The following is an 11,084-nucleotide window of genomic DNA, read 5'->3' as shown; positions in this document are numbered from 1 at the left end:
CCTCGCCTACAACATCCTCCGCGCCATCAACATCAAAACCGCCGCAGCCTGAAAGCACCTGAAGCAAAAGAGGCCCCGGTTACCCGGAGCCTCCAATCGTTTCCACACAGCCTGAGTGTGGCCGGGCTTTTGGCTCTAGGAGCGTGTTGAGCGGATCAGTTCGCGGCCGGGGTGAACTTCGACACGATGGTTTCGACCGGCTTGAACGCCTGCTTGGCGAGGTCGCTGTAGAGGCCGGCGATCTTCTGCGATTCCGCAACGAAGGTCTCATAGGCGGACCGGGCGAAATCGGTCTGTGCTTCCATGGCCTTGTCCAGCGACTTCACGCCGGAAAGCTTCTCGACGAAGGACTTGGTGTCTTCGAACGACTTCTTAGTGTAGTCGCCATAAGCGCTGGCGATCGCCTGGAGGCCGTGCTGCACCGAGGTCGCGGAGGCAACGCACTGCTCGAACTGCTCTTTCCCGTAGTTCTGAAAATCTTCAACCTTGAACATGTCGGAATCCTTTTCCCTGGCTCGCGTCGGGAAGCCCCGGCTCCCTGACCACGCCCAAAAATAGTGCAACGCACAAAAAAGTCAAGAATCTTTGTGCAACGCACAAATGTCGACGCAAATCGCAGCGATTGCGGAGGTTTCCCGCAATAGTTCCTTAAGCTTTTGGAAACCGCGGCCCCCTACCTTGATTCCCTGGACGTGTTCACTTCCGCGAGCGGCTAAAGCCGTTTCAGAACATCGCCTTAGCCAGAACAGCGGCTCGGGTCCAACGTCCTCCGCGACGGACAACAGCGGAAGGACGGCCTGAGCAGGTAAAGATCCCGGGTCCGGTGGGCACAATTTCGCCTCACGAGCCGGTGATCAAGTCAGAAACGGGGACGGGGTTCCATGCTTCGTAAAAACTTGTCTTCCTCGCGTTGGGCGCGGGTTGGCGTTTTCGGGCTTCTTACGGTCACCACCGCGATCATCCTCACCACTGACGCTGCCGAGGCGCGGCGTCACCGGCGCCATTATACGCACCACAAGGTGCAGCGCGACGTGTCGGAGAGCTCCAGCCCGAAATTCGCGTCCATCATCGTCGACGGCAATTCCGGTGCGGTGCTCCAGGCAACAAGCCCTGACGCAATCCGCCATCCCGCCTCCCTGACCAAGATCATGACGCTGTACCTGCTGTTCGAGCGTCTCGAATCCGGGAAGCTGAAGCTCGACACCGAGATGCCCGTCTCGCAGCACGCCGCAGATCAGGATCCGACCAAGCTGAATCTGCGTGCCGGCCAGACCATTCGCGTCGAAGACGCGATCAAGGGCCTCGTCACCCGCTCAGCCAATGACGCCGCCGTGGTGATCGCGGAAGCGATTGCCGGGAACGAAAACGACTTCGCCCAGATGATGACGCGCAAGGCGCGCTCGCTCGGCATGTCCCGGACGGTCTATCGCAACGCCAACGGCCTTCCCAATGACGAGCAGGTCACGACCGCGCGCGACCAGGCCACGCTCGGTCGCGCCATTCAGGAGCGCTTCCCCCGCTATTATCGTTATTTCGCGACCTCGACGTTCAACTGGCGAGGACAGTCGATCCGCAACCACAACCGCCTGCTCGGCAGCGTCGAGGGCGTGGACGGCATCAAGACCGGCTACACCCGCGCTTCCGGCTTCAATCTCGTCAGTTCGATGCGTCGCGGCAACCGACACCTGATCGGTGTCGTGCTCGGCGGCCGCAGCGGCGGCTCACGCGACGCCATCATGCGCAACCTTCTCGCGGAGAACCTCGAGAAGGGCGCAACCGTCCACACCGTCGCCGCCGTTACCGAGCGCAACAACGCCGACGTCAGTACCATCGCCGATGCGTCGGATACACCCCGCGCCGCCCCGCAGGTCCAGGCCGTCGCGGCCCCTGCTTCGGAGGCTGCCCCGTCGCGCCTTGCCGCACGTCTATCGACGTTGGCCGCTGCGACTGCCGCAATACCGCCCGCCCCGTCCAGATCTGAAGCTGCCAAGCCCGAAGTTCGGCCGACGGAGTCCAAGGTCGAGCCAGCGCCGCTCACCAACGGCGTGATCTCGAGCCAGCCGCTCTCCATCATTCCCGGCTCCTCCGAGCCAATGAAGCCGGTTCGCGTCAAGACCGTTCAAGTCAAGGCCGGCGCCGTGAAGGTCGCCTCCGCCGCCCCGGCCCAGGTCGCCGTCCAGGCCGCGCCGCCGGTCACCAGCACGATCCCGCCCCGCTCCGAGGTCGCGGAAACCTCCGGCGCGGTCGTCGCCAGGGCCGATCTCATCAACAGGCCGGAGCCGGTGAGCCGGCCGGAAGCGCCGAAGGCCGAGATGGTCCGGGCCGAGCTGCCGCGGCAGCCGGCGGGCTTCGGCACCGGCAACGGCATCCTTGGGGTGCTCCCGGCCGCGACCGCGGCTGCTCCCGCTCCCGCCGCTCCAAAGCTCGCGTCTGCCGACCCGGCGTCACACCCGGTCCAAATGAGCACCAACTCCAAGCCGGCCGTCACTCACAGCGGCTGGATCGTCCAGGTCGGAGCGCTCGAGAGCGAGACCGAAGCTCAGCAGCGCATCGACGCCGCGCGCAGCTCCGCCCGCGGCCTGCTGAGCAGGGCAGACCCGTTCACCGAGCCGGTTGTCGCCAAGGACAATCGCAAGCTCTACCGTGCCCGCTTCGCCGGCCTCGAGCGTGACCAGGCCGAAGCGGTCTGCCGCACATTAAAGCGCGCCGAGATCTCTTGCATCACCGTGCGCAACTGATCTCCTCCATTCCTCAAAAAAATGCCCGCGCGTTGCGCGGGCATTTTTGTTTTGGGGGTACGGCGCAAGCCTCGGCTGCTGCGCGAAAACCTCTCGTCAAGGATTTACGGTTAAGACTTTGCTCAAGGGATCGACCACGCCGGCAACGGCGGGCATCGGGGCGACGGAAGACAGAGCAAACGGAGCTCACGCGGTACGGGCGTTTGTAGCGTTGTGCCGGAGTTAGCCGTTATGCGTGCGAAGCAGAGTATCCTTGGCCTCGTTTACCCGGGCAGCGAGATACGTCGAGCCCCCCTGGTCGGGATGGAGTTTCTTCATCAGGGACTTGTGCGCCCGGCTGATGTCGTCGCGACTCGCTCCCGGCTGCAAGCCAAGGATCTGATAGGCCTCCTCCGCCGTCATTTTGCCGCTCGCCGCCGTGCGGCGCTGCCCCCCTGCCGCATCGCTCTGCGCGTTCTGACGCCAAGCGGGAAACCGGCGGTCCAGATAGCTTTCAAGTAAGGCAACGCTTTCGCCGTCGAAGGTCGGGACCAGTTCCAGCAGGCCAGCAAGATCGAACTCGCCGAGATCGCGCCCGGCGTGAGGCCCTGCGACGATCTGACCTGTAAGCTGGCCGGAATCGTGGTCGAGCCGCATGTCCAGAAATTGCGAGCGCACCCGCGAGGCCTGACCGGACGGGCGCGTCGCGCCGCCGCCGAACAATCCTCCGACATTGCCGAAGCCGGCATTCGCCAACGGGGTCCAGCCGAGTAGCCCGGCGCCAAAAATTCCGAGCGGAATCGCAACCGCCAGTTCGCCGCGCAAACCCGTGAAGGCTGCGACCGCCAGCGCAAGCACGCCGCCACCGAACTTGACGACACGCGCGAGCGCCGCCGGATTGGCGGAGCGGAACATCTGGAGCAGCAGGTAAAGTGTGATAACAGCGACAGCGCCGGCAATCAGGGTCATGGCCGGAATATAGTCGCGCTTCGCGCAAATTGCATCGCAGACACGGACGTCGCGGGCCGCGCCAGATGCTACTTCATCTGGCCGATCAGCTTGGCCGCGCCGCTTGCGCTCTTCGCCAGCTGCAGCAGCGCTTCGCGTCCGCCCGCCGCATAGGCCGCGGCTGCCCGCAGCAGCTCCCGCAGTTGCGCGGCAGCACCCGGATCGAATCGGCACCAGGCACCGCCGGTCAGACGCGCGACCTCGCGAAAGGTCTGCTCGGCGATGGGATCATGGCCTTCCTGAAACATGAAGACGGGCACCTTGAGCATGCCAAGCTCGCCAGCCTTTGCGCAGAGCTCGCCGATTTCTTCCTCCATGGCGTCGCCGACAAAGACCACGGCCCGGACGCCGGATGCAACCGCCTCGCGGCGGGCCTCGCCCAGCACCTTGCCGATCTGGGTATCGCCGCCGCGGCAATCGATCTTGCTCATCAGCGCCGCCAGCTTGGTGCTGTCGGAGATCCAACCCGTAGCGCGGCACTCGCTGAAGCCGCGATAATACACCAGCCGGATATCGAGACTGCCGAGAGCCGCGGCCTCGCGAAACATCTCAGCTTGGAGCGCGCAGGCCATGTCCCAGGTCGGCTGCCGGCTCATGGTCGCATCCAGCGCGAAAATCAGCCGCCCCTTCGCGCCTGGTGCATGCGGCGACAGTGCCCGCGCCTTGGCAACAAAGGCCGCGATGTCCTCCGAGGTGGACGTCCCCACACGCGGAAGCGTGCCGTCTGCTTGCGCCCTGACGGCATCGCGACTGCGTGGTTTGATGGGTTCGCCCGACATCGCTGCTTGCACCCTGGGTAATGGGATAATGTGGTCAGCGCATCCCGTCCGGTCAATGTGCAAAGCCTCCGCAGGCGGCGCCAGCGGAGGCTTAAGCGATCGTTACAATCGAGCAGTAACGGCAGTTCTTCTGCGTCAGCTCTTGGCGGGTGCCATCAGGGCGACCGGACCAGGCTCGAGGATCTTGGGCGGCGAGGATTGCGTGTCGACCGGCGCCACGTCGCTATCGGTCGCGCTCAGGAACTTGTCGAGCATGCTCTGGATCGAACTCTTGGCCACATCCGGACCGGTGTCGCGCATGTCGTTGTGCTGGAATTCGGTCTTCACGACCTGGATACCCGCCTTCTCGCATTCCTCGTCCGTCGGGAGCACACCAGCGTCGGTCTTGAATTGCGGATCCTGGGAGCGGAACGAGAGGATCTTGAACTTGCCGGCGGTGACGAAGGGCACGCGCAGGTTGTCGAGCGTGACCACCCGCTTGACCTCGTCCGGATACTCCTTGGCAAAGTACATCGTGATGTCGCCCCCCATGGAGTGGCCGACCATCGTCACCCTGTCGTAGTCGGCGTTGGGTTGAACCTTCTTCATCTCATGCATCGCGAGATGGATATTGGCGACACCGCGCAGAATCTGGGGCAGCCGACCGACGTAGAGCTCGCCGGGTTTTGTCACCATCGGAGGATCAGTCGGCAAGTCATGCTGCGGGCTCAAGACCATGTAGCCCCGCGCAGCGAAAATGTTCGCAAGGAAGCCGTACTCGGTATTCTTGACGGTGTTGCCATGATTGATCACGGCAACCGGCAGCTTGATCATGCCGGCATTGGCCTGCATTTCCTTGTCGCGGCGCACCGCGACGTAGACGGGCACCGGACGATTGTCGCGCGAGGCATCGTAGAAGGTGACTGTCTCGTGCTTGATCGCCCACTTGCTCGCCGTGAAATAGGCGATGCCGCAGAGAGCACTGACCGAAACCAGAACGGCAATTCCACGCTTCATTTTCGTCCTCAGCCTGAGGCCCTGGCGGCCTGAATCCCTGTTGAAAATCGTGTTCTTCCGGAGCTCTTCGGCCCCTTCTCGCCTATTCCCCAATATATGTCACAGCAGCGTGACAGGAAGGCTAAATAGTGTGAATTCGCAGCCCTTCGATTGTGCGTCGCACACGTTTTATGAGCACCTCATCGTCATACCACCACGTCAGGTGCAGCTTACCATCCGACGCAACCAGTCTCGATTGGGTTCAATTTCGTAGTCAACGTGGGATGAAAACGCGCCGGTCGCATGCCGGGTTCCCGCGGCAGGCGGTCGCCTCGCTCGCCTGGAAGTAGCCCCGTACCGCCGGCCTCAAGCGCCGAGGATATCGTGGACCTCTAGCGGCTGGTCGACCTGGCTGAACCACTCGGCACGATTGGCCGCGCGGCGGCGCCCGCGCTCGTCAAGCGGCAGCCTGAGCTGGCGCAGCAGGCTCGTCACCTCTTCTCGCGCGGTAAGATGGCCGAGATTGGGCCGCATGCCGAGTGTGGCCTCGTCGATCTCGTCGAGGGCGGTCAGGCCGCGCGGGAAGAATTCGCGGTAGACGACGCGTTCGGCGAAGCCGTCGACGTAGCGAAAGCCGAGCCGCAGCGACAAATCCTTCAGACCCTCGGCGACGAGCTGTTTGTTGCGGGAGCCGAGCATGGACAGGCGGTTGCGCACGACGATCCAGTCGGTGGTTGCGCCGTCGAGCTGGCGGCGCTTGCGCCTGACGTCGCGGACCATCTCGGCATAGTGGCTCTCGCCGGTCACCGCGTAATTGGCGGGATCGACGGTGCCGAGCACGTCGAAATCGAGGAAGCTGTCGTTGATCGGCGTCACCAGCGTATCGGCCATCGAATGCGCAAGCCGCATTAGATAACTGTCGGTGCCCGGCGTATCGATGACGATGAAGTCGAAGCTGCTCTCGACCGCCGAGACGGCTTCCATGAACTGCTGGAACTCCGAGTTTTCGTTCTCCGCGATCTGCATGGTCTCGCCGAGCTTGATGCAGCGATGCACCGGCAGTTCCAGGTCGAGCTTGGTGCGACGCGCCCAGGCCGCGCGGTTGTCGATGTAGCGGGTGAAGCTCTGCTGACGGCAGTCGAGGTCGATGGTGGCGACACGCTGGCCGGCTTTCAGGAGCGCAACGGCGATATGCAGGGCAGTGGTCGACTTTCCGGAGCCGCCCTTCTCGTTGCCGAGCACAACCACATGCGCCGAGCCGGATTGGCCTTGGCTAGCCTGCAAAAGCATAGCGCTCCTCAACACCCTCAATGAATATCTTCGAGTTGACCGCGTCTGCGGTCAAGTGAAATGCGTGACAGGTCATGCAAATGGCAGCGCGCCCGGCTTCATCATGAATCGCGTCGCCGTCTTTCGTCTATGATCCATCCACTTGCCAAGACTGAGTGCGATGTCGCGCGGGATGCTGTGCCGCATCCGGATGCATGGCGTCCACCATCGCCCCTTGTTAAGGTTATGGCGGGCGCCAGGATGCGCCCGCGCCGATTCTCAACACTGTCGAGTCCTGATGTCATCACCCCCCTTGATCGTCCGCACGGTCCCCGCACTCCGACGCGCCATAGACAATCTTCGCAGCAGAAAGGCCACTATCGCGCTGGTCCCGACCATGGGAGCCCTCCATGACGGACATGTGTCGCTGGTTCGCCTCGCCAAGCGGCGCGCCAGCCGCGTCGTGGTGTCGATCTTCGTCAACCCGACCCAATTCGCCCCGACCGAGGATTTCGGCGCCTATCCGCGCACCTGGAAGGCCGACATCGCCAAGCTCGCGGCCGAGGACGTCGATATCGTCTGGCACCCGGGCGTCGAGGCCATGTACCCGGAGGGCTTTGCCACCCGCATCGTGCCGGAAGGACCGGCGCTGGCCGGCCTCGAGGACCGCTTCCGCCCCCACTTTTTCGGCGGCGTCGCCACCGTCGTCGGCAAGCTCTTCACGCAGTGCCGGCCGGACGTCGCGATCTTCGGCGAGAAGGATTTCCAGCAGTTGCGGGTCGTGACACAGATGGCGCGCGACCTCGACCTCGGCGTCAAGGTGATCGGCTCCCGCACCGTGCGGGAGCGCGACGGGCTCGCGATGTCCTCGCGCAACGTCTACCTCTCGCCCGAGGAGCGTCAGACCGCCACGGTCCTCTACCGTGCCATGAAGGAGAGCGCCGGTCGCATCCGTGCCGGCGATTCAATTGCGCCGGCGATGGCCGGCGGCGCCGAGATGATCAAGGCGGCGGGCTTTGCGCTCGACTATTACGAGCTCCGCCATGCGCAGACACTGGCGCCGGTCACCTCGCGCAAGGACGGCCCCTTGCGGATCCTGGTCGCGGCCAAGCTCGGCAGCACCCGGCTGATCGACAATATCGCGGTCTGAAGCAGCTTATTGCTTGAGCATGATCTTTTCGGAGAATCGCTGCGCGCTTTTCCGGGACCATGCTTAGAGCAGACCGAGCTCGCGCAGTTCGCGCCGCATCGGCTCCGGCATCGCCGCGATCGAGCCGGCTGCGGACTTGCCGAGATCGGCAGGCACCGAATCGTCGGTGAGATAGCGCCAGCCCTGGAACGGTCGCATCGGCCGCGGCGAGACCGAGATCACCTTCGGCTGCATCACGATCCGGCAGCGGCCAATGCCGTCCTTGTCGCGGAACGGCTCGATTCCGATGATCTTTTCCCGCGCGGCGATCTCGCCCTTGATCACCCAGTAGAGCGATCCGCCCGCCAGGATCTCGGCGTCGCGCTTGGGCACCATGCGGGTGATGTGGATGTGATGTTGCGGCAGACCCTTCTTCTTGGCGGTCTGCATCCGTTCGGCCACCCACTCCTTCAGTTCCTTGACGGAGTCGCAGCCGACGGCGAGCTTGATCAGATGTAGCGGCATGCCCAAGCATTAGCCGGGCAGCAGGGCATTGGAAATGCCGATCTACTCGTTATCCGCAGCCGCGGGCGCAGCCGTCGTTGGCGGCGGAGGCGCGAGCGGAACCGGTGGGGCGGGAGCCCGTGCCGCCTTCGGTGCCGGTGGCTTCTTCGCAGCCGCAGCTGGTGCTGGTGCCGCAGGCGCTGCAGCATGTGCCGAAGTCGGGGCGGGCGCACGCGGGGCCGGCGCGGCACTTGCGGCGGGCGCCGCCTGCCGCGTCGTTGCCGTCGGCTCTGGATTCATGATGCTCACCGGCGGCGTCGATGAAGCGCTCGGGAACTCCGCATTGGTCGGCTTGCCCGTCGGCAGCGACGGCGGCAGCCCGGTAAGGGCGGCGGTGACCGGCACCCCCGATGCCGCTGCCGGCGCATTCCAGGCCGGCGCATAGCGCGCGATCAGCGTGTCGTAGAGATGAGAGCTCATGTTGGCGGCGACATGCTGCTGGTCGGTCAGCGAGCGGAACGCGGCGCAATCGAACGGCGTGCAGCCATCGCGCGTGATCAGCACATGCGCGACAAGGCCGTAGCGATCACGCTCGAGCGACTTGCGCAGCACCTTCATGTCCAATGTCAGGCCCGGCTCGGCCGTGGCGACGTCGCCAAGAGCGGTCAGCCGATCAATCCTGGCGGCCGTGTAGGAGACGGCCGCAGCGGCGGCATCCGGCGCGCCGAACAGCGCCTTCTCACATCCCGCAGCGACGGCATCGCCGGCGAGATCGTCGAGGCAGGACAGCGCCGGCAGGCTTGCTGTCACCGCCACTTGCGCGCGCGCTTCGGCTGGAGCGGGCTGCCCTTCCGGTCCCTGGACGCGCACGGTGGCCGCCCCGGCGATCGCGATCGATAGCAGCGTAATGACAGTCAGCGCGCCGTTGGCGACCGACCTGTCGGCACGCATCAGCGTGATCAGCAGGATCAATCCGAAAAATCCGGCGGCCGCCAGCGTCATCCACATCGGGAAGGCCGGCGAGATCCAGATTTGTTCGAGCGAAGTGGCCCATGCCCAGTTCATGCGCGGCGTCCCCTCACGCGAGCAAAGAGCGAATGGTCAAGCGAGCACCGCGAGTCGGCAACTGCCCCGACTCACCATGTGAAGGTGAAGCGGGCCTTTTGACGGCGGCAGGACACAAATTCCTGATGGCACCAATGCGCAGGTGCGGGCAGCCTCAGGAGAGCGCGAGCTGGCTTTCCTTGGCGACGCGCTCGAAGGCTTCGGTTGAGCTCTTGATCCGGTACTGGCAGTCGTCGCCTTCTGTCGGCAGCAGGCGGATCACCTCATACGAGCCACTCGCAGCGGGGCGCGCAACATTGCTGGCCGTGAACAGGACGCGCGATCCCACAGGGAATTTGTGCTTCAACACCCTCTCCATTACTCAAACAGCGCCTGCCTCGCCCAGTGTCCCACTGCGATGGCCGGCCGGAAACCCGGGCGGCTGTATAGCACGCGCCCGGCCGTTTTGGCCAGCGCCGAGCCGGAATGGCAAACGCTCAAATTTTGCTGGCATTTCAGGGTGATAGCTGGACAGGCGGCGGGCCGATGATACCACCGGCGGCGCTCGTTCGGCGGCATGTCGCAGGCTGTCGCAGCTCTCCGGCGGCATGGCCGCCAGCCACCAGCCTTCTGCCCCGGCCAGCGCCGGTCAGTCCTCGAACTTCGCGATCCGAAGCGTTTCGGCGAGCCCCTCACGCGTCCATTCCTGGAAGGCCGGCAACGCCATCATCGTTTCCATGTAGGCTTTGGTGTCGGGCGCCACCTCGATGGCGTAGGTGCGGAAGCGATGCACGACCGGGGCATACATGGCGTCGGCCGCACCGAAGCGGCCGAACAGGAACGGACCCGTCGCGCCATAGCGGGTGCGACACTCGCGCCATATCTCCTCGATGCGCGCGATGTTGGACTTGGCGTCGGCCGACAGCGCCACGGGACGGATCGGCCGGTGCAGGTTCATGCCGCATTCGTTGCGCAGAGCGGCGAAGCCGGAATGCATCTCGGCGCACACCGAGCGCGCATGCGCGCGCGCAGCGACATCGTCGGGCCACAGCTTCACTTCCGGATAGCGCTCGGCGATGTATTCGATGATCGCGAGCGAATCCCAGACCGTGATGTCGCCGTCGACCAACACCGGCACCTTGCCGGCGCGGCTGAATGACAGGATCTGTTCCTTGTCGGCGGGATCATCGGTGTAAAGCGGGATCAGCGTCTCCACGAAAGGAATGTCGTTGGCCCGTAGCGCGAGCCAGGGCCGCATCGACCATGACGAGTAATTCTTGTTGCCGATCGCAAGTTTCAGCGCAGCCATGTCATCGGTCCTCCGAGGCGTCCCAGCGTGCGCTCGTTTTAGCGCCAACGACTGCCGTCGATCAATCGTTGCCGCCCTTGATCATGCATGACAATCGTTGCGGTCGGCGATGGCGCCTCAGCATGCATTTCCAATTTGCACACCTTCCCGATCTCGCGGCTGATCCAGCCGAGCTTTGCTTGATCTCTCCGCCCTCTCGTCCAAGAGGGCGCAGGGAAGGCCGGGTGCTGACCTCGCACCCGCGGTCTGCTGCGCAAAAAGGTGCACGCAGGAAACCGCACAGCAGCATACAGGTGAAGCCCAACACACGGCCTTCCCTGCGCGATGGTCGGACGGCTTATGCCGCGCTC

General features: G+C 64.3%; 11 protein-coding genes. 2 read left to right on the top strand and 9 right to left on the bottom strand.

Annotated elements, in window-relative coordinates:
- Positions 1–155 precede the first annotated feature (155 nt).
- Positions 156–494, bottom strand: a complete 339-nt coding sequence (locus ASG57_RS29230) for a phasin family protein (protein ID WP_024341049.1) — start codon at positions 492–494, stop codon at positions 156–158.
- A gap of 387 nt (positions 495–881) precedes the next feature.
- Between ASG57_RS29230 and ASG57_RS29225 the strand changes: the two genes are divergently transcribed.
- A complete protein-coding gene (locus ASG57_RS29225) occupies positions 882–2,738 on the top strand; it encodes a D-alanyl-D-alanine carboxypeptidase (protein WP_024341048.1) in 1,857 nt (618 codons plus the stop codon).
- A gap of 222 nt (positions 2,739–2,960) precedes the next feature.
- On the opposite strand, the gene ASG57_RS29220 is transcribed toward ASG57_RS29225, so the two are convergent.
- The 4 genes from ASG57_RS29220 to ASG57_RS29205 form a co-directional block, all read right to left on the bottom strand.
- Entirely contained in the window at positions 2,961–3,686 is a 726-nt protein-coding gene (locus ASG57_RS29220) for a DnaJ domain-containing protein (RefSeq protein WP_024341047.1), read from the bottom strand.
- Positions 3,687–3,754: 68 nt separating this feature from the next.
- A complete protein-coding gene (locus ASG57_RS29215; protein ID WP_057198547.1) occupies positions 3,755–4,504 on the bottom strand; it encodes a hypothetical protein in 750 nt (249 codons plus the stop codon).
- 135 nt (positions 4,505–4,639) lie between these two features.
- Positions 4,640–5,500 (bottom strand): alpha/beta fold hydrolase, encoded by an 861-nt coding sequence (locus ASG57_RS29210; RefSeq protein ID WP_024341046.1) that lies wholly within the window; start codon positions 5,498–5,500, stop codon positions 4,640–4,642.
- A gap of 345 nt (positions 5,501–5,845) precedes the next feature.
- On the bottom strand, positions 5,846–6,769 hold the full coding sequence (locus tag ASG57_RS29205) for a division plane positioning ATPase MipZ (protein ID WP_024341045.1): 924 nt from the start codon (positions 6,767–6,769) through the stop codon (positions 5,846–5,848).
- 277 nt (positions 6,770–7,046) lie between these two features.
- Between ASG57_RS29205 and panC the strand changes: the two genes are divergently transcribed.
- Positions 7,047–7,898, top strand: a complete 852-nt coding sequence (gene panC / locus ASG57_RS29200; RefSeq protein WP_024341044.1) for a pantoate--beta-alanine ligase — start codon at positions 7,047–7,049, stop codon at positions 7,896–7,898.
- 63 nt (positions 7,899–7,961) lie between these two features.
- Here the strand turns inward: panC and ASG57_RS29195 are convergent, their stop codons facing one another.
- The 4 genes from ASG57_RS29195 to ASG57_RS29180 all read right to left on the bottom strand — a co-directional run bounded on the left by ASG57_RS29195 (position 7,962) and on the right by ASG57_RS29180 (position 10,734).
- Positions 7,962–8,402, bottom strand: coding sequence for a DUF1489 family protein (locus ASG57_RS29195; protein WP_024341043.1), 441 nt, complete (start codon positions 8,400–8,402; stop codon positions 7,962–7,964).
- Between the two features lie 42 nt (positions 8,403–8,444).
- Positions 8,445–9,446, bottom strand: a complete 1,002-nt coding sequence (locus ASG57_RS29190; RefSeq protein ID WP_024341042.1) for a hypothetical protein — start codon at positions 9,444–9,446, stop codon at positions 8,445–8,447.
- A gap of 154 nt (positions 9,447–9,600) precedes the next feature.
- Positions 9,601–9,804 (bottom strand): hypothetical protein, encoded by a 204-nt coding sequence (locus ASG57_RS29185; protein WP_029674288.1) that lies wholly within the window; start codon positions 9,802–9,804, stop codon positions 9,601–9,603.
- Positions 9,805–10,074: 270 nt separating this feature from the next.
- Positions 10,075–10,734 (bottom strand): glutathione S-transferase family protein, encoded by a 660-nt coding sequence (locus ASG57_RS29180; RefSeq protein WP_024341040.1) that lies wholly within the window; start codon positions 10,732–10,734, stop codon positions 10,075–10,077.
- Between the last annotated feature and the right edge of the window lie 350 nt (positions 10,735–11,084).

The sequence above is a fragment of the Bradyrhizobium sp. Leaf396 genome (assembly GCF_001424605.1).
Classification (GTDB): domain Bacteria; phylum Pseudomonadota; class Alphaproteobacteria; order Rhizobiales; family Xanthobacteraceae; genus Bradyrhizobium; species Bradyrhizobium japonicum_C.
This window is presented reverse-complemented; position numbering and strand designations above follow the sequence as displayed.

Bases quoted from the DNA above. Each gene is read 5' to 3' on its own strand.
- ASG57_RS29205 (WP_024341045.1), bottom strand. From the start codon at position 6,769: ATGCTTTTGCAGGCTAGCCAAGGCCAATCCGGCTCGGCGCATGTGGTT.
- ASG57_RS29195 (WP_024341043.1), bottom strand. From the start codon at position 8,402: ATGCCGCTACATCTGATCAAGCTCGCCGTCGGCTGCGACTCCGTCAAG.
- ASG57_RS29180 (WP_024341040.1), bottom strand. From the start codon at position 10,734: ATGGCTGCGCTGAAACTTGCGATCGGCAACAAGAATTACTCGTCATGG.
- ASG57_RS29215 (WP_057198547.1), bottom strand. From the start codon at position 4,504: ATGTCGGGCGAACCCATCAAACCACGCAGTCGCGATGCCGTCAGGGCG.
- ASG57_RS29225 (WP_024341048.1), top strand. From the start codon at position 882: ATGCTTCGTAAAAACTTGTCTTCCTCGCGTTGGGCGCGGGTTGGCGTT.
- ASG57_RS29210 (WP_024341046.1), bottom strand. From the start codon at position 5,500: ATGAAGCGTGGAATTGCCGTTCTGGTTTCGGTCAGTGCTCTCTGCGGC.
- ASG57_RS29230 (WP_024341049.1), bottom strand. From the start codon at position 494: ATGTTCAAGGTTGAAGATTTTCAGAACTACGGGAAAGAGCAGTTCGAG.
- ASG57_RS29185 (WP_029674288.1), bottom strand. From the start codon at position 9,804: ATGGAGAGGGTGTTGAAGCACAAATTCCCTGTGGGATCGCGCGTCCTG.
- ASG57_RS29220 (WP_024341047.1), bottom strand. From the start codon at position 3,686: ATGACCCTGATTGCCGGCGCTGTCGCTGTTATCACACTTTACCTGCTG.
- panC (WP_024341044.1), top strand. From the start codon at position 7,047: ATGTCATCACCCCCCTTGATCGTCCGCACGGTCCCCGCACTCCGACGC.
- ASG57_RS29190 (WP_024341042.1), bottom strand. From the start codon at position 9,446: ATGAACTGGGCATGGGCCACTTCGCTCGAACAAATCTGGATCTCGCCG.